Origin of the sequence: Lentzea sp. DG1S-22, assembly GCF_036321065.1 — a bacterium.
GTDB lineage: Bacteria > Actinomycetota > Actinomycetes > Mycobacteriales > Pseudonocardiaceae > Lentzea > Lentzea jiangxiensis.
Genome location: NZ_CP143276.1, coordinates 1681103 through 1697240 on the forward strand (window position 1 = coordinate 1681103; position 16138 = coordinate 1697240).

At 72.5% G+C, this 16138-nt stretch carries 20 protein-coding genes; 13 read left to right on the forward strand and 7 right to left on the reverse strand.

Going from position 1 to position 16138, the window contains the following annotated elements:
• Nucleotides 1-2: 2 nt before the first annotated feature.
• Nucleotides 3-602 (reverse strand): carboxylesterase family protein, encoded by a 600-nt coding sequence (locus V1227_RS07300; RefSeq protein WP_329791725.1) that lies wholly within the window; start codon nucleotides 600-602, stop codon nucleotides 3-5.
• On the opposite strand from V1227_RS07300, the gene V1227_RS07305 reads away from it, so the two are divergent.
• Genes V1227_RS07305 through V1227_RS07315 form a run of 3 tightly spaced genes read left to right on the forward strand, consistent with a single transcriptional unit; the run spans nucleotide 592 to nucleotide 3476 of the window.
• Entirely contained in the window at nucleotides 592-1248 is a 657-nt protein-coding gene (locus V1227_RS07305; protein ID WP_329791726.1) for an HAD family hydrolase, read from the forward strand. The two genes, V1227_RS07300 and V1227_RS07305, sit on opposite strands and share 11 nt — an antisense overlap.
• Nucleotides 1245-2261, forward strand: coding sequence for a phosphotransferase family protein (locus tag V1227_RS07310; protein ID WP_329791727.1), 1017 nt, complete (start codon nucleotides 1245-1247; stop codon nucleotides 2259-2261). The genes V1227_RS07305 and V1227_RS07310 overlap by 4 nt, the downstream gene beginning before the upstream one ends.
• A gap of 3 nt (nucleotides 2262-2264) precedes the next feature.
• Entirely contained in the window at nucleotides 2265-3476 is a 1212-nt protein-coding gene (locus V1227_RS07315) for an acyl-CoA dehydrogenase family protein (RefSeq protein WP_329791728.1), read from the forward strand.
• Here V1227_RS07315 and V1227_RS07320 read toward each other — a convergent pair.
• The 3 genes from V1227_RS07320 to V1227_RS07330 are packed head-to-tail and all read right to left on the reverse strand — an operon-like array spanning nucleotide 3473 to nucleotide 5036.
• Nucleotides 3473-3829, reverse strand: a complete 357-nt coding sequence (locus tag V1227_RS07320) for a VOC family protein (RefSeq protein WP_329791729.1) — start codon at nucleotides 3827-3829, stop codon at nucleotides 3473-3475. The genes V1227_RS07315 and V1227_RS07320 overlap by 4 nt on opposite strands.
• Before the next feature lie 9 nt (nucleotides 3830-3838).
• Nucleotides 3839-4549 (reverse strand): poly-gamma-glutamate hydrolase family protein, encoded by a 711-nt coding sequence (locus V1227_RS07325; RefSeq protein WP_329791731.1) that lies wholly within the window; start codon nucleotides 4547-4549, stop codon nucleotides 3839-3841.
• Between the two features lie 55 nt (nucleotides 4550-4604).
• Complete coding sequence (locus V1227_RS07330) at nucleotides 4605-5036, reverse strand: Hsp20/alpha crystallin family protein (protein ID WP_329791732.1); 432 nt, start codon at nucleotides 5034-5036, stop codon at nucleotides 4605-4607.
• 106 nt (nucleotides 5037-5142) lie between these two features.
• Between V1227_RS07330 and V1227_RS07335 the strand changes: the two genes are divergently transcribed.
• Nucleotides 5143-5691 (forward strand): HSP18 transcriptional regulator, encoded by a 549-nt coding sequence (locus tag V1227_RS07335; protein ID WP_236224025.1) that lies wholly within the window; start codon nucleotides 5143-5145, stop codon nucleotides 5689-5691.
• On the opposite strand, the gene V1227_RS07340 is transcribed toward V1227_RS07335, so the two are convergent.
• Together V1227_RS07340 and V1227_RS07345 are read right to left on the reverse strand one after the other, a co-directional pair.
• Entirely contained in the window at nucleotides 5665-6528 is an 864-nt protein-coding gene (locus tag V1227_RS07340; RefSeq protein WP_329791733.1) for a S66 peptidase family protein, read from the reverse strand. The genes V1227_RS07335 and V1227_RS07340 overlap by 27 nt on opposite strands.
• Nucleotides 6525-8411, reverse strand: coding sequence for a dipeptidyl-peptidase 5 (locus V1227_RS07345; protein ID WP_329791734.1), 1887 nt, complete (start codon nucleotides 8409-8411; stop codon nucleotides 6525-6527). The genes V1227_RS07340 and V1227_RS07345 overlap by 4 nt, the downstream gene beginning before the upstream one ends.
• A 78-nt stretch (nucleotides 8412-8489) precedes the next feature.
• Here V1227_RS07345 and V1227_RS07350 point away from each other — a divergent pair, with 78 nt between their 5' ends.
• From V1227_RS07350 to V1227_RS07370, 5 genes are all read left to right on the forward strand, one after another.
• Nucleotides 8490-9056, forward strand: coding sequence for a DUF3090 domain-containing protein (locus tag V1227_RS07350; RefSeq protein WP_329791735.1), 567 nt, complete (start codon nucleotides 8490-8492; stop codon nucleotides 9054-9056).
• Between the two features lies 1 nt (nucleotide 9057).
• On the forward strand, nucleotides 9058-9843 hold the full coding sequence (locus tag V1227_RS07355) for an SCO1664 family protein (protein WP_329791736.1): 786 nt from the start codon (nucleotides 9058-9060) through the stop codon (nucleotides 9841-9843).
• A 299-nt stretch (nucleotides 9844-10142) separates the two neighbouring features.
• Nucleotides 10143-10571, forward strand: a complete 429-nt coding sequence (locus tag V1227_RS07360; protein ID WP_329791737.1) for a hypothetical protein — start codon at nucleotides 10143-10145, stop codon at nucleotides 10569-10571.
• 63 nt (nucleotides 10572-10634) lie between these two features.
• Nucleotides 10635-11336, forward strand: coding sequence for an aminoglycoside phosphotransferase family protein (locus V1227_RS07365; protein WP_329791738.1), 702 nt, complete (start codon nucleotides 10635-10637; stop codon nucleotides 11334-11336).
• A gap of 11 nt (nucleotides 11337-11347) precedes the next feature.
• A complete protein-coding gene (locus V1227_RS07370; protein ID WP_329791739.1) occupies nucleotides 11348-12154 on the forward strand; it encodes a DUF3097 domain-containing protein in 807 nt (268 codons plus the stop codon).
• Nucleotides 12155-12222: 68 nt separating this feature from the next.
• Here the strand turns inward: V1227_RS07370 and V1227_RS07375 are convergent, their stop codons facing one another.
• Entirely contained in the window at nucleotides 12223-12411 is a 189-nt protein-coding gene (locus tag V1227_RS07375) for a hypothetical protein (RefSeq protein ID WP_329791740.1), read from the reverse strand.
• 108 nt (nucleotides 12412-12519) lie between these two features.
• Between V1227_RS07375 and V1227_RS07380 the strand changes: the two genes are divergently transcribed.
• From V1227_RS07380 to V1227_RS07395, 4 genes are all read left to right on the forward strand, one after another.
• The gene (locus V1227_RS07380; RefSeq protein ID WP_236224018.1) at nucleotides 12520-12945 is read left to right on the forward strand and encodes an NfeD family protein; all 426 of its coding nucleotides are present in this window, start codon (nucleotides 12520-12522) and stop codon (nucleotides 12943-12945) included.
• Nucleotides 12946-12968: 23 nt separating this feature from the next.
• Nucleotides 12969-14174 (forward strand): SPFH domain-containing protein, encoded by a 1206-nt coding sequence (locus V1227_RS07385; RefSeq protein ID WP_329793974.1) that lies wholly within the window; start codon nucleotides 12969-12971, stop codon nucleotides 14172-14174.
• Between the two features lie 187 nt (nucleotides 14175-14361).
• Nucleotides 14362-14784, forward strand: coding sequence for a YciI family protein (locus V1227_RS07390; protein WP_329791741.1), 423 nt, complete (start codon nucleotides 14362-14364; stop codon nucleotides 14782-14784).
• 29 nt (nucleotides 14785-14813) lie between these two features.
• Nucleotides 14814-16097 carry an RNA polymerase sigma factor gene (locus V1227_RS07395; RefSeq protein ID WP_329791742.1) on the forward strand — a complete coding sequence of 428 codons (1284 nt, stop codon included), beginning with the start codon at nucleotides 14814-14816 and terminating at the stop codon, nucleotides 16095-16097.
• Nucleotides 16098-16138 lie beyond the last annotated feature (41 nt).

A 16138-nucleotide genomic window follows, 5' to 3' on the forward strand; every position in this document is an offset into this window, starting at 1 on the left:
CCCTACAGGATGGACGACCAGAACCCGCACCGGTGATCGCGGACGAAGTCGGTCGCGCCGGTCGCGCCGGGTGCGAAGGACTGGACGGGGGCACGCCAGCCCGGGTCGCCGGTGCGGGCGAACCGTCCCCACGCCGCGATCATGTGGTCGGAGACGCGGCGCTGTGCCGGTGTGAGGGTCTGACCCAGGTCGAACAGCATCAGCAGCTCGGAGCCGTGGTAGGCGCCGTACTCGGGGAACGGCGGCAGGCCGGGGAAGATCATCGGCACGTCCGGGTCGGCGAACTCGTAGCCGGACACGCGGGTGTGCCGGCCCAGCTGGTCGCGGGTGTCCTGGGAGGGGCAGGCCCACGACCGGTCGGTCAGCACGTGGGCGATCTCGTCGCGCGCGTCGCCGTTGCCGTTGACGGGGTAGCGCGCGGCGACCGGTGCCGCGTGCGTTCCGAAGATCGCGGTCAGCAGCTCGCCGTAGGAGGTCTCGGGCAGCCCGGACGTGCGGGAAACCGGATGAAGAGGACTGGTGGGGTCCTTCGAAAGTCGTTGCCGGCGGCACCGGTTGCCGACATACCGACCGGTCGGTACCCTCCGTGCCGTGGGTGACACAACGCTTCCGCGGCGACCCGAGGTCGACGCGCTCGTCTTCGACTGGGGCGGCGTCCTGACCGTCTCCGTACCCGAGTTCGTCGGCTCCTGGCTGCACGCCGAGGCCATCGACCGCGACGTCTACGGCCGCATCATGCGCGACTGGCTCGGCCGCGACGCCCTGCCGGACAACCCCGTGTTCCGCCTGGAGACCGGCGAGCTGACCGTCGCCGAGTTCGAACGGCTGCTCGCCGCCGAGCTCATCACCACCAGCGGCGCGAAGATCGACGAGAACGGGCTGCTCAAGCGCATGTTCGGCGGCGCCACCCCCGACCCGGCGATGGTCGAGCTCGTCCGCGCCGCCCGCGCCGCCGGCCTGCACACCGCGCTGCTGTCCAACAGCTGGGGCGAGGGCTACCCCAAAGACCTGCTGCTCGAGCTGTTCGACACCATCGTCATCAGCGGCCGCATCGGCCTGCGCAAACCCGACGAGCGCATCTACCGGCACACCCTCGAGCGGATCGGCGTCCCCGCCGGCCGGGCGGTGTTCTTCGACGACGCCCCCGTCAACGTCGAAGCCGCCCAGGCCGTGGGCATGCACGCCTTCCGCCACACCGGCGCCGACGCCACCCGCGCTCACCTCGCCACCCTCGGAGTGAACCTGTGACCGACCTCCCCGGCCTCGACCTGGCCGCGCTCGCCACCCACCTCGGCACGGGCCCGCTGACCGGCGAGCTGTTCCGCGGCGGCCGCTCCAACCTCACCTACCGCGTCAGCGACGGCACCGACAGCTGGGTGCTGCGCCGCCCGCCGCTGGGCCACGTCCTGGCCACCGCCCACGACATGGCCCGCGAGTTCCGCGTCATCTCCGCCCTGGCCGGCACCACCGTGCCCGTGCCCGGAGCCCGCCTGCTCGTCGAGGACACCTCCGTCATCGGCGCGCCGTTCTACCTCATGGACGAGATGCCCGGCGCCGCCCTGCGCGAACGCTCCCAGTGCCCGTGGCTCACCGCCGAGCAGGCCACCGCCCTGTCCGCACGGCTGGTCGACGTGCTCGCCGACCTGCACTCGGTCGACCCCGCCTCCGTCGGCCTGCAGGACTTCGGCCGCCCGGAGGGGTTCCTCGCCCGGCAGGTCACGCGGTGGGGCAAGCAGCTCGACGCCTCCCGCAGCCGCGACCTGCCCGGCATCGACGAACTGCGCGACAAGCTCGCCGGCACCGTGCCCGACTCGCCGCGCGCCGCGATCATCCACGGCGACTTCCGCCTCGACAACGCCCTCGTCACCCGCGACCCGCTCGGCATCAGCGCCGTGCTGGACTGGGAGATGGCCACCCTCGGCGACCCGCTCGCCGACCTCGGCCTGCTCTACGTCTACTGGGAGGGCCTGGGCGCCGACCCGCGCGCCGGCAGCGACCCCATCACCGGCGGCGTCACCTCGCTGCCCGGGTTCCTCACCGCCGACGAGCTCGTCGCCCGCTACACCGCCCGCACCGGCACCGACACCTCCGGACTGGGCTGGTACATCGCCTTCGGCTACTTCAAGCTCGCCGTCATCGTCGAGGGCATCCACTTCCGCTTCGCCAGCGGCAAGACCGTCGGCGCCGGCTTCGACAAGCTCGGCGCGTTCACCGTTCCCCTCGTGCGGCGGGGACTCGCCGCGGCCCACAAGGAGCTCTGAGTCATGGACTTCGCCTACGACGCCAAGACCGAGGAACTGCGCGGCAAGCTCCTCGCGTTCATGGACTCCCACGTCTACCCCGCCGAAGCGGTGCTCGAGCAGCAGCTGCACGCCGCCGCCGACCCGTGGCAGCGCCAGCCGGTCCTCGACGAGCTCAAGGCCGAGGCCCGCCGCCAGGGCCTGTGGAACCTGTTCCTGCCCGACGCCGAGCACGGCGGCGGCCTGACGAACCTGCAGTACGCGCCGCTCGCCGAGATCACCGGCCGCAGCCCCCACCTCGCCCCCGAGGCCCTCAACTGCGCCGCCCCGGACACCGGCAACATGGAGGTGCTGGCGATGTTCGGCACCGACGAGCAGAAGAAGCAGTGGCTGCAACCGCTGCTCGACGGCGAGATCCGCTCGGCGTTCTGCATGACCGAACCCGACGTCGCCTCCTCCGACGCCACCAACATCGCCACCCGCATCGAACGCGACGGCGACGACTACGTCATCAACGGCCGCAAGTGGTGGTCCTCCGGTGCGATGAACCCCAACTGCGCCATCTTCATCGTCATGGGCAAGACCGACCCCGGCGCCGACCGCCACCGCCAGCAGTCGCAGATCCTCGTGCCCCGCGACACCCCCGGCGTCACCATCGAGCGCGAGATGCGCGTCTTCGGCTACGGCGACCACGCCCACGGCGGCCACGCCGAGATCGTCTTCGACGACGTCCGCGTCCCCGCCACCAACCTCATCGCCGGCGAGGGCGAGGGCTTCGCCATCGCCCAGGCCCGCCTGGGCCCCGGCCGCATCCACCACTGCATGCGCCTGATCGGCATGGCCGAACGCGCCCTGGAGCTGATGTGCCGCCGCGCCGTCTCGCGCGTGGCGTTTGGCAAGCCCATCGCCACCCAGGGCGTCGTGCAGGAGTGGATCGCCGAGGCCCGCGTGCGCATCGAGCAGGCCCGCCTGCTGGTGCTCAAGACCGCGTGGCTGATGGACACCGTCGGCAACAAGGGCGCCCACACCGAGATCCAGGCCATCAAGATCGGCACCCCGCTGATGACCGAATGGGTCCTCGACAAGGCCATCCAGGCCCACGGCGCTGGCGGCGTCAGCCAGGACACCCCGCTCGCCGAGCTGTGGGTCGCCGCCCGCACCCTGCGCCTGGCCGACGGGCCCGACGAGGTGCACCGCATGTCGCTGGCCAAGCGCGAGCTCAAGAAGTACCTCTAGTCCAGGAACAGGCAGAACGGGTGACCGTCCGGGTCGAACAGGACCCGGACGTTGTCCTGCGGCTGCACCCCGGCGAGCACCGCCCCGCACGCCAGGGCGTGCCCCACCGCCGCGTCCAGGTCGTCGACCTGCACGTCCAGGTGCTGCGACGCCGTCTGCGCGCCCGCCCGCGCCGGCCACACCGGCCGCCGGAAGTGCCGCTCGAGCTCGAACCCGAGCGACAACCCGCCCGGCGTCCTCACCAGCGCCCAGCCCTCGTCGTCGGTCTCGACGGTGCCGCCGAGCAGCCGCGCGTAGAACGCGGCGAGAGCCCGCGGCCGGGAGGTGCCGACGGTGACCGAGGTGAGGCGCACGGCTCGACGCTAGTGCGCCGCCTCGCGCGCCGCGAGCGCCGCCCGGCAGGCGTGCACGAAGTCCCAGAACACCTCGGTCGTGGTGTGCTTGCGGTCCGAGCGGGAGTTCTCGGCGAACATCGCCGCGCGCAGGGGAGTGGTCAGCTCCAGCTGGCCGCCTTGGCGCGAACGGGTGCGGTTGGCGATGTTGGACCGGTCGGAACCGCCCAGCACCGGGTGGTCGGCCGCGTCGACGGTGTGGAAACCGGCGCGGCGCAGCCGGGTCAGCAGCTCCAGGCGCAGCAGCGCGTCGCGGCCGCCGACCAGCACCGCCCGGTCGTGGTCCTCCAGGCCCGCCGCCGCGGCCGTGCAGCCGTGCAGGCCCAGTGCGTGCGCGGCGCCGGAGACCAGGGCGCGGGCCACGCGGTCGTCGCAGTTCGACGACGTCACGTGCAGCTCGTCGTTCGCGACCGGCCGCAGGCCCTCGAACATCCAGAAGTCGTGCGTCTGGCCGATCGGCACCCGCGTGGACGGGTGGAAACCCGCGATCGCCAGGCACAGCTCCGAGGTGCCGACTTCGATGCCGCCGCCGTGCGGGGCCAGGACGACCGACGGGGTGCGGGGACGGTGCCGCCTGAAGCGGCGCCGGTAGTCCACCCGTTCCACCAGTCGGGGATCGGCGTAGAGGTCGGAATTGGACGCGTAGACGTCCAACGCCGCCCACTGAGGCTGGGGTCTCATGGCGGGCGGAAGCCTACCCGGCATCACCCGGTCGGCCGCCGCCCGCCAGGGGGACTCACGCGTCGATCTGCTTGGGCGTCTCGTCGCCCGAGGTGATGGCGATCTTGCGGGGCTTCGCGCGCTCCGCGATCGGGATCCGCAGCGTCAGCACACCCGCGTCGCACTTCGCGTCGATGTGGTCGGTGTCGAGCGTGTCGCCGAGGAACAGCTGCCGCGAGAACACACCCAGCGGCCTCTCCGACACCTGCATCTCGACGTCCTTGCCGACCGGGCGGCGCTCCGCCTTCACGGTCAGCACGTTGCGCTCGACGTCGAGCTCGATGGCGTCGGGCGCAACGCCCGGCAGGTCGAACGACACCACGAACTCGTCACCGTCGCGGTAGGCGTCCATCGGCATCGCCGTCGGCCGCGACCACGTCCCGGTCGTGCCGAACATCTGCTGGGTCAGCCGGTCGAGCTCGCGGAACGGGTCAGTGCGCATCAACATCTGACACCTCCAGTCATCTCTCGTGGACTGTCAATGCGCTGCACCACTGTTGTAGCATGTCGTCGGAACGATGACAAGCAGGGATTGTCGTCGGAAGGATGACACCATGACGAGTGACTACGAGACCGTCCGGTCCGCGGCCGCCTCACCCGGCAGCGCCACCGAGGTGCTCGCGGCGTTGATGCTGCTCAGGCAGCTGCGCGACGAACTGTCCGGGTGGGAGCCCCAGCTCATCGAAGCCGCACGGGAACTGGGCACCAGCTGGGCCGACCTCGCCCCCGCCCTCGGCGTCGCCAGCCGCCAGGCCGCGGAGAAGCGCTACCTGCGCGTGCGGCGCACCGGCGAGAGCGGCACCGGCGACGAACGCGTGCAGGCCGAACGCGACCGGCGCGCCGGCGACAGGGCCGTCGCCGCCTGGGCCCGCGAGAACGCCGCCGTGCTGCGCGGTCTCGCCGCCCGCGTCGGCCCGCACGACGCCGCCGTGCAACAGGCCCTCGGAGAAGAGGACGCCGCCGGGCTGCTCGCACCCCTGGCCGACGCCGGACCCGGCCTGCGCGCGGGCCAGCCCGCGCTCGCCGAGCAGATCGCCGGCATCGGCGAGCACACCGACAGGCTGCGCGCCGACGCGCTACAGCAGCGCCAGCGAACCGGCTGAGGCGTCCAGCTCGGCCGGCACGCCCAAGGGCAGCGACCACGAACCGGCGCAGTGGCCGAACCCGAACTCGCCCAGCACCGGCACGCCCAGCCCGCCCAGGCGGTCGGCCAGCACCGCCGAGACGTCACCGCAGTCCGTCCACGACCCGAGCACGATGCCCGACACCGGCGCGAACCAGCCTGCCCGCAGCAGCTGGGTGAGGATCCGGTCCAGCCGGTAGGGCTCCTCGCCGACGTCCTCGAGCACCGCGATCGCCCCCGGCACCGGCACGGCCCACCGCGGCCCGCCCACCGACGCCGCCAGCAACGCCGCGTTCCCGCCCGTGAGCACCCCGCGGGCGGTACCGGGCACCACTGTCGTCCCGGCCCGCCACGACCGCCTGCCGGTGAACAGCACCTCGTGCAGCCGCCGCTGGGCCAGGGGGTCGTCGACGAAGTCCGCGGTGCCCGGCATCGGCCCGAACACCGTCGCCATGCCCACCGCGTTGAGCTCGGCGTGCAGCACCGTCACGTCCGAGGACCCCACGAACACCCGCGGCGGCAACGTCTCCCACGGCACGAGGTCGGTCATCCGCAGACACCCGTAGCCGCCGCGCACGCAGAACACCGCCGACACGTCCGAACACCACGCCGATACGAACTCCTCGGCCCGTGCCCCGTCGGAGCCCGCGAGGTACGGCAACGACCACGACCCCACCACAGGTGTGGTGACCTCCAGGCCCCACGAGCGCAGCACCCGCGCGCCCGCGGCCACCCTCGACGCCAGGGCCGGGCCGGCCGGGGACACCAGCGCGACCCGGTCCCCGGCGGACAGCAGGCCCACCCGGTCCTGGATCAACGGCTCAGGTCCAGCACCGGCACGCCCGGCGGCACGAACCCGAACGCCTGGCCGTAGAACGACAGCTCCGCCTCCAGCGCCGCCTTGATGTTCTCGGCCTTGCGGAAGCCGTGCTGCTCGCCTTCGAACGTGAGGTACGCGTGCGGGATCCCCGACCCCGCGAGGTCCGCGGCGAACCGGTTCGCCTGCTCCGGCGGGCAGATCTCGTCCTCCAGGCCCTGCAGCAGCAGCACCGGGCCCGACGCCGACCGCGCCTTGGTCGACGGCGAGCGTTCGGCGTAGCGCTGCGCGGCCTCGGGCAGCGCGCCGGCCAGGCCCTCGACGTAGCGCGACTCGAAGTCGTGCGTCTCGCCGCCCTGCGACGTCCAGCCCGCCAGGTCCAGGATCGGAAACGCCACCATGCCGCACCGGTAGACCCGCGTCGAGGTCAGCGACGCCGCCGCCGTCCAGCCGCCCGCCGAGCCACCGCGGATGCCCAGCCGCGCCGGGTCCGCGGTGCCCTCCTGCGCCAGCTGCCGGGCCACGAACGCGCAGTCCTGCACGTCCACCACACCCCACTGCCCGCGCAGCCGCTCCCGGAAGGCCCGCCCGTAGCCGGTGGAGCCGCCGTAGTTCACCGCCACCACGCCGATGCCGCGGCTGGTGAAGTACGCGATGTCGGTGTCGAGCTTGGGCAGCGCCCGGCCCGTCGGACCGCCGTGCACGTGCACCACGTACGGCGGCAGCTCGTCCTGCGGCCCGGCGAAGTCCGGGTTGGACGGCGCGTAGACGTAGGCCGGGATGTCGCCGAACACGCGCTCCACCGGCACCGGCAGGTACGCCGAGACCGGCGACCGCTGCCCGCCGGTGAGGTAGGTCAGCTCCCCGTTGGACAGGTCCAGGCGCACCACGGCGTAGTCCGACGTCGGCCCCGCCGCGCCGCACACCACCACGCCGTCGCGCACCGACAGGTCCGCCGCCCACGTCGGCAGGTCGGTCTGCACGTCGGTCACCGTCGCGCTGCGCTCGTCGAGCACCGCCAGGTGACCCGAGCGCACCACCAGGTAGCGCCCCGGTGAAAGCGTGGCGAACCAGCGGTTGCCCAGCCGCCACATCGGCCCGCCCAGCTCCTGCTCGCACGGCGCCAGGTTCACGCGGCTGCCGTCGGGGCGGACGCGGAAGAGGTTCCACCAGCCGTCCGGGTCGGTCAGCGCCAGCAGGTCCTCGCCCTCCCACTCGAACTGGCACACCGCCTCGGTCTTCGAGCCCGTGACGACGCGGTGCTCCGACGAGCCGACGTCGGCCACGCACAGCTCGGTGCCGTCCCACGGCATCTGCGGGTGGTTCCAGCCGATCCAGGCGAACCTCCTGCCGTCCGGACTGAGCTTCGGGCCGGTCATGAAGTGGTGCGACGCCCCCAGCACCCGGATCTCACCGGAACGGGTGATCGCGACCAGGTCGCGGTGCACGTCGGTGCGCGCGTCACCGGTGACGCTCTCGCGCACGCACCACACCTCGCCGTCCGGGCCCGCGGACAGGTCGGAGTAGCGCACGCCGTGGTGGCGCCGCGGCGCCTCGGTCAGCGGCACGGGCTCGGGCGAGGCGGGGTCGAACACGTAGACGCGCTGGTCGTCCCAGTGCGTGAACGCCACCCGGTCGTGCGCCAGGACCACGAACGGGCGGCCGCCGTACTCGTGCACCCGGTTGCGGGCGTTCCACGGCGCGGGCAGCACCTCCACGCCGTCGCGCACCAGAGCCACCCTGCCGCCCTCGGCGGGCCTGCTCTCGGCCCACCACACCTGCTCACCGTGCAGGTCGGCCCACTGGAACCCACCGCCGGCCGCACCGGTGTCGCCGGCCGTGATCGGCGAGGTCCAGGTCCCGTACGAAGCGATCTTCACCACAGCCCGACCCTATACGCGGAGTGTTTGGTGGGGGAGGACCTGCCGACGATCTCCGCGTGGCCTAGGGTCGTAGGTGCCATGGCTCGCGTCATCCACGTATTCCGCGCACCCGACCGGTTCATCGCCGGGACCGTCGGGCAGCCCGGCGACCGCACCTTCTACCTGCAGGCCTCCGAGCAGAGCAGGTTGATCAGCGTCGCGCTCGAGAAGCAGCAGGTCCAGGTCCTCGCCGAACGCATCGGCTCGCTGCTCGAGGAGGTGCACCGCCGCTTCGGCACCGACGTGCCCGACGACGCGCCGCCCGACGACCTCGACACCCAGCCCCTCGACGTCCCCGTCGAGGAGGAGTTCCGGGTCGGCACGATGGGCCTGGGCTGGGACGCCGAGTCCAACGCCGTCGTCATCGAGCTGCTCGCGATCTCCGAGGAGGAGGTCGACGAGGCCGTCGTGCTCGACGACACCGAGGAAGGCCCCGACGCCGTGCGGGTCTTCCTGTCGCCCTCGGCCGCCCGCGCCTTCGCCGAACGCGCCGACCGCGTCGTCAACGCGGGCCGCAAACCGTGCCCCCTGTGCGCCGAACCGCTCGACGCGGAAGGCCACATCTGCCCGCGGCAGAACGGCTACCGCCGCAGCGAAGAAGACTGACGTGGACACCTCCGCGGCCCTGCAGTTGCTCGAACACGGCCGCATCGAGGTGGAAGGACGCCTCGTCGACGCCTCCAACGCGACCCTGTTCTGCAAGATCTCGCTCGACGGCGTCGACGCCCAGTGCGTCTACAAACCCGTGCGCGGCGAGCGTCCGCTGTGGGACTTCCCCGACGGCACCCTCGCCGGCCGCGAGGTGGCGACCTACCTGATCTCCGCCGCGTCCTTCGGCCTCGTCCCGCCGACCGTGCTGCGGCCCGGCCCGTTCGGCACCGGCATGGTGCAGCTGTGGGTCGAGACCCGCGAGGAGGACGAGCTCGTCGACATCGTCGGCGTCGACGACGTCAAACCCGGCTGGATCCCCGTCTTCCACGCCCACGACCGCTTCGGCGACCCCGCCGTCCTCGTGCACGCCGACCACCCCCGCATCGCCGCCATGTCCGCCTTCGACGTCGTCGTCAACAACGCCGACCGCAAGGGCGGCCACGTCCTGCACGCCGTCGACGGCTCCGTGCACGGCGTCGACCACGGCATCTGCCTGCACGTCGAGCCCAAGCTGCGCACCGTGCTGTGGGGCTGGGCCCGCGAACCGCTGCCCGACCACGTCCTGGAACCGCTGCGCCGGCTGCGGCCCGCGCTGAACGGCGAGCTGGGGGAGTCGCTGCACGACCACCTCACCCGCGCCGAGGTGCGGGCCGTGGGCGAGCGGGTGGACAAGCTGCTGGCCGCCGGGGTGTACCCGGAGCCGTCCGGGGACTGGCCCGCCATCCCCTGGCCCGCCTTCTAGGTCAGCCGCACGGCGAGTCCGGTGAGCGCACGTCGCGGGAACGGGCCGTCACCACCCCGCGCACCGAAGCCCGGCCCAGCCGCCGGCCTGATCCCCGTCGAGCACCCAGCCTCCTGCAAGACGGGCTCCACCCCGCGGCGCACGATCACCGTCACCCACCCGCTGATCAGCGCAGCACCTGCCGCCCGGTGACACAGCCCAAATGAGATGGCGGGGTGTTTGACGCGCGGAGTGGCCTGGCCCTATCTTCGTCGTTCTGACCTGCGGAAACATCGAACTGTGCGTGCGGACTCGGTGAGATGACCTCTGTCGAGCGGATCGTCGTGGTGGGCGCGGCCGGCCTCGGTGCGTGGGCGGCCGCCTGCCTCGCGCGCCGGTTCGGGCCCGTGCACCTGATCGGTCCCGGCGGGGAGCGGCTCGCCGACGCCGGTGTCCGGCACCACCCGCACGCCACCGTCCGCGACCTCGACCTCGACACGCCCGCGGTCATCGTCGAGAACGACGGCGGGCGGTTGCAGCGCCTGGTGTGCGACCGGCTGGTCGTGGCGGGGTGGCCGGTGCCGCTGCTGCCGGCCAACCGGTGGGTCGTGGACGGCAAGGTCGCCATCGCCGGGGACGGCGCGGACCTGCGGCTGCTGTCGACCTGCTTCGACGCCAACGGCCTGTGGCGGCCCGCGCTCGCCGACTACCAGCTGCGCCGCCAGTCCGCAGCGGGTTCCCTGCTCTGAACGACCCCACGGCCGAGCTGAGGGACGCGAGATGGCACACCCGGCACGCGGGACCGGCGAACCGTGATCGACGACGACGCCCGGGCACGGCTGGTCCGGCGGTTCGGCGAGGCCGTGACCGGGTGGGTCGACGCCCTGCCCGGCCTGGTCGCCGAGCTCACCGCCCGCTGGGACCTCACGCTCGCCGAGCACGTGCCCGGCGGCACCGGCGCGACGTTCCTGTGCACCGGCGCGGTCCTCAAGCTCACCCCCGACCTCGGTGTCGCGGCCCTCGAGGCCCGCGCGCTCACCGCCTGGGCCCGCACCGGCGCGGTGGTCGACCTGCTCGACACCGACCTGCCGCGCGGCGCCCTGCTGCTCGAACGGATCCACCCCGGCACCCCCGCGACCGACCCGGCCCGGGTCGTGCCGCACCTGCACGACGCACCACCCGAGGGGTTCCCGCCGCTGCTCGCCCGCGTCGACTTCCTGTTCGAGACCCTGCTGCCCCGCCGCACCGGCACCTACTACGCCACCGAGCACCGCCGTGCGCGCAAACTCGCGCAAGACAACGTCACACCCGTGCTGCTGCACGGCGACATGCACCCCGGCAACGTCCTGCAAGGACCGCACGGGCCCCGGGCCATCGACCCGAGGGCCTGCGTCGGCGACCCGGCGGTCGACTGGTGCGACTTCGTGCACGGCGGCTACGACCTGCACGGCGCGGACGTCGACCTCGACCGCGTCCACGAGTGGCTCACCGCCTTCGCACCGTTCTACGGCTAGGGTCGGGCACCGTGCGTTCCCACGACTACGGCCACGACGTCCTGTCGGGCCGCAAGCGCAAGAAGGTCCCCGAGATCCCGGCCGAGCCCGGCCTCGTCGTGGAGGACCCCGCCAGCGGTTTCTGCGGCGCGGTCGTGAAGCTCGAGCACGGCCGGGTCGTGCTCGAAGACCGCCACGGCCGGCACCGGCTGTTCCCGCTCAACCCCGCCGGGTTCCTCGTCGACGGCGAACCCGTCACGCTCGTCAAACCCATGCCGGGGCGGCAGAAGCCGAAGATCAGCGCGTCCGGTTCGGTGAAGGTCGAGGGGCTGCGCGCGCGGACGGCCAAGGCCAGCCGCATCTGGGTCGAGGGCAAGCACGACGCCGAGCTCGTCGAACGGGTGTGGGGCCACGACCTGCGCGTCGAGGGCATCGTCGTCGAACCCCTGCACGGCGTCGACGAGCTGCCGCAGCGCATCGCCGAGTTCGAACCCGCACCGCACCGCCGCCTCGGCGTCCTGGTCGACCACCTCGTCGCGGGCTCCAAGGAGCAGCGCGTCGTCGACCGGATCACCGACGCCGACGTGCTGGTCACCGGCCACCCCTACGTCGACATCTGGCAGGCCGTGAAGCCCGCGGCCGTCGGGATCGAGGCGTGGCCGGTCGTGCCGCGCGGCGCCGACTGGAAGACCGGCGTGTGCGCCGAGCTCGGCTGGGGCGAGCCGTGGGAGGGCTGGCAGCGCGTCCTGGGCGCCGTCTCCAGCTACCGCGACATCGAGTCCGACCTGCTCGGCGCCGTCGAGCGGCTGATCGACTTCGTCACCGTTCCCCGCGACTGACCCGCGAGCAGTGCGCGACGATCACACCCTTCGGGGTCGTGACACACCGCCCGTGAGCGTGAACCGCGTCAGCGGCGCCGGCCCCTCGAACAGCCGCGCGCCGCTGCCCGGGTCAGCGGGGGGACCAGGCCGACGGCAGGCTCGGGCGACACGACGTACGTCACCGCCGCGTTCCTGTGCGCGGTGAACGGGTTGCCGCCGGTCGCCGACGCCCCGACGGCGGTGAAGTCCTCCCAGGTGCGGCGCCCGAACAGCACGGGCGGACCCGTTCCCGGCACCGGCCGTTGATCGATTTCGTCACGGTCGGGGGACCAGCACGGTGAATCCCGGCGCTGTGCACCGCCCGTTGGTGTATGTATGGGCGCATGGCCGCGCTGATCTGGCTGATCGTCGGGATACTGCTCGTCGTCGCCGAGGTTCTCTCCGGTGACTTCGTGCTGGTCATGCTCGGCGCCGCCGCGCTGGCCGCGGCGGGCGTGTCCGCGCTGGGTGCCGCCGACCTGGTGAGCGTGCTCGTGTTCGCCGCGACGTCGCTGGGGCTGATCGTCACGGCCCGGCCGCTGCTCAAGAAGCGCCTGCAGCTCGGCTCCGACGTCCGCATGCACCACGAGGCGCTGCTGGGCGGCAGGGCCGTGGCGCTGTCGCGGGTGGACGAGCACGGCGGGCAGGTCAAGATCGGCGGCGAGACCTGGAGCGCGCGCACCCTCGACGGGTCCGTGGTCGAAGAAGGCGAAGCCGTCACCGTTGTCGAGATCTCGGGGGCGACCGCCGTGGTCATCGCGGCCGTGTGACCCCGTAGAAGGATGTGAACGAGTTGGACCCGATCACCCTCGTGGTCGTGGCCGTCATCGCGATCTTCGTGCTGACCATCGCCGTGAAGTCGGTGCTGGTCATCCCGCAGGCGCAGGCCGCCGTCATCGAACGCCTCGGCCGCTTCCGCACCACCGCGGCGCCCGGCCTGAACATCATGGTGCCGTTCATCGACAAGGTGCGTGCCCGCATCGACCTGCGCGAGCAGGTCGTGTCGTTCCCGCCGCAGCCGGTGATCACCCAGGACAACCTCACCGTCTCCATCGACACGGTCGTGTACTTCCAGGTCACCGACCCGCGCTCGGCGGTGTACGAGATCTCGAACTACATCGTCGGCGTCGAGCAGCTCACGATCACGACGCTGCGCAACCTCGTCGGTGGCATGAGCCTCGAGGAGACGCTGACCTCGCGCGACCACATCAACGGCCAGCTGCGCGGTGTGCTGGACGAGGCGACCGGCCGGTGGGGTCTGCGCGTGGCCCGCGTGGAGCTCAAGTCGATCGACCCGCCGCCCTCCATCCAGGACTCGATGGAGAAGCAGATGCGCGCCGACCGCGAGAAGCGCGCCATGATCCTCAACGCCGAGGGCCAGCGCGAGTCGTCCATCAAGACCGCGGAGGGCCAGAAGCAGTCGCAGATCCTCGCGGCCGAGGGCGCCAAGCAGGCCGCCATCCTCGCCGCCGAGGCCGAGCGGCAGTCCTCCATCCTGCGCGCGCAGGGTGAACGCGCCGCCCGCTACCTGCAGGCGCAGGGCCAGGCCAAGGCCATCGAGAAGGTCTTCGGCGCGATCAAGGACGGCAAGCCCACCCCGGAGGTGCTGGCCTACCAGTACCTGCAGACGCTGCCGCAGATGGCGCAGGGCGACGCGAACAAGGTCTGGATGATCCCGTCCGACTACGGCAAGGCCCTCGAGGGCTTCGCCCGCATGCTCGGCGCCCCCGGTGACGACGGCGTGTTCCGCTACGAGCCGCCCGCCGACACCGACACCCGTCCCCGGCCCGAGGACGACGACGAGTCGGTCGCCGACTGGTTCGACACCGCCCCGGACCCCAAGGTCGCCGAGGCGGTCGCCGCCGCGGAGGCCGTGGCCCGCAAGGAGGTGCCGAGCCCCCTGAGCGCCCCGCCGCGGCCGGTGGCGGCCGCGGCGCCGGTGCCCGAGCTGGAGGCCGAGCAGCCCCGGTCGCTGCACCAGCCCGACGAGCAGCTCTGAGCGCCCCACAACACCCGCGCGGCGGCCCATCCCGATCACCGGGGTGGGCCGCCGCCGCGTCTGAGCAGGAAAAACGGAAAGTCCCGAAAAATTGTGGGGTCGTGTGTCGATCGAAGCGCCCGCCCGTTCGACCTGGGCGTGAAAGGGTCCACAAGGGACCCGCACGAACCACCCGGGAGAGACCACCATGAAGTTCATGCTGATCTGGCGCGTGACCTCCGACGAGGCGTGGAACAACCTCGGCGACATCGACTTCGACCAGATGCTCGAGACCGTCGGCAAGTTCAACGAGGAGCTCATCAACGCCGGTGTGCTGATCGCCGCCGAGGGCCTCGCCCCGGCCGAGGAGGGCGTGGTCGTCGACTTCTCCTCCGAACCGCCGGTCGTCACCGACGGCCCGTACGGGGAGACCAAGGAGCTGTTCAACGGCTTCTACCTGATCAACGTCCCCAGCATCGAGGACGCCGTCGAATGGGCCAAGCGCACCCCGATGACCGCCGCTGGGTTCAAGACCGAGATCCGCCGCGTGCCGACGATCGACGAATTCCCGCAGGACAACGAGTGGATCAAGAAGGAACGGGCCTGGCGCGAGGCGACCGGCCAGCTCTGAGCTGGCCGCGCTGATCTATTTTGGGCGCCATGAGCAGCGGTGACCCCACGGGACGCAAGGCCGTCGCGGCGGTGTGGCGCATCGACTCCGCGAGGATCATCGGTGCGCTCACCCGCTACACCGGCGACTTCGCACTCGCCGAGGACCTCGCCCAGGAGGCGCTGGCCGAGGCGCTGGTGACCTGGCCGCGCGAGGGCGTGCCGGCCAACCCGGCGGGGTGGCTGCTCACCGTCGGGCGGCGACGTGCGATCGACGCGTTCCGCCGCCGCAGCACCCGTGACGAGAAGTACGCCGCCCTGGCGCACCACCTGCCCGAGGGCGGCGCTCTCACCGGCGCCACCGAACCCGCACCGGCACCCGACGACGTGCTGTGGGACCCCGACCAGATCGACGACGACACCCTCGCGCTGATGTTCACCTCCTGCCACCCGGTGCTGTCGCGGGAGGCCGCGGTGGCGCTGACGCTGCGCGTGATCGGCGGTCTGACCAGTGACGAGATCGCACGGGCGTTCCTGGTGCCCACGGCGACGGTGCAGGCCCGCATCACCCGCGCCAAGAAGACCCTCGGCGCGGCGAACGTGCCGTTCGAGGTGCCGCCGGTCAGCGAACGCCCGGCCCGGCTCGCCCCGGTGCTCTCGGTCGTCTACCTGATCTTCACCGAGGGTTCCTCCGCGAGCTCCGGGGACGAGGTCATCCGCTTCGACCTGGCCGGGGAGGCGCAGCGGCTCGCGCGGATCCTGTCGCGGCTGATGCCCGGCGAACCCGAGGTGCACAGCCTGCTCGCCCTGCTGGAACTGACCGCCGCCCGCTTCCCGGCCCGCCGCGGTCCCGGCGGGGAGACCGTGCTGCTGCAGGAACAGGACCGGCGGCGCTGGGACCGCTCCGCCATCGCCCGCGGCCGCGCCGCGCTGGCCAGGGCCGCCCAGGCGGGCCGCGGCTACGGCTACTACGGGCTGCAGGCCGCGATCGCCGAGTGCCACGCGCTGGCCGGGTCGGTCGAGGAGACGAACTGGGACCGCATCGTCGCCCTCTACGACGGTCTCGACAAGCTCGCCCCGTCCCCGGTCGTGGACCTCAACCGCGCGGTCGCCGTCTCCATGGCCCGGGGACCGGCCGCCGCGCTGCCGCTGGTCGACGCGCTGGCGGCCGGTGAGGCGTTCAAGGGCTCCCACCAGCTGCCGGGCGTGCGCGGGGAGCTGTTGCGCCGCCTCGGCCGCCGCGACGAGGCCCGCGCGGCGTTGCAGCAGGCGATCGCGTTGTGCGGCAACGAACGCGAGCGCGAGGTGCTGACCAGGAAACTGGCGCAGCTGTGATCATCTGACCACGCGGGGTGAAACCCCAAATCCGTTAGGGC

Bases quoted from the DNA above. Each gene is read 5' to 3' on its own strand.
- V1227_RS07395 (WP_329791742.1), top strand. From the start codon at position 14,814: ATGAGCAGCGGTGACCCCACGGGACGCAAGGCCGTCGCGGCGGTGTGG.
- V1227_RS07335 (WP_236224025.1), top strand. From the start codon at position 5,143: ATGACGAGTGACTACGAGACCGTCCGGTCCGCGGCCGCCTCACCCGGC.
- V1227_RS07380 (WP_236224018.1), top strand. From the start codon at position 12,520: ATGGCCGCGCTGATCTGGCTGATCGTCGGGATACTGCTCGTCGTCGCC.
- V1227_RS07390 (WP_329791741.1), top strand. From the start codon at position 14,362: ATGAAGTTCATGCTGATCTGGCGCGTGACCTCCGACGAGGCGTGGAAC.
- V1227_RS07360 (WP_329791737.1), top strand. From the start codon at position 10,143: ATGACCTCTGTCGAGCGGATCGTCGTGGTGGGCGCGGCCGGCCTCGGT.
- V1227_RS07330 (WP_329791732.1), bottom strand. From the start codon at position 5,036: ATGTTGATGCGCACTGACCCGTTCCGCGAGCTCGACCGGCTGACCCAG.
- V1227_RS07315 (WP_329791728.1), top strand. From the start codon at position 2,265: ATGGACTTCGCCTACGACGCCAAGACCGAGGAACTGCGCGGCAAGCTC.
- V1227_RS07325 (WP_329791731.1), bottom strand. From the start codon at position 4,549: ATGAGACCCCAGCCTCAGTGGGCGGCGTTGGACGTCTACGCGTCCAAT.
- V1227_RS07350 (WP_329791735.1), top strand. From the start codon at position 8,490: ATGGCTCGCGTCATCCACGTATTCCGCGCACCCGACCGGTTCATCGCC.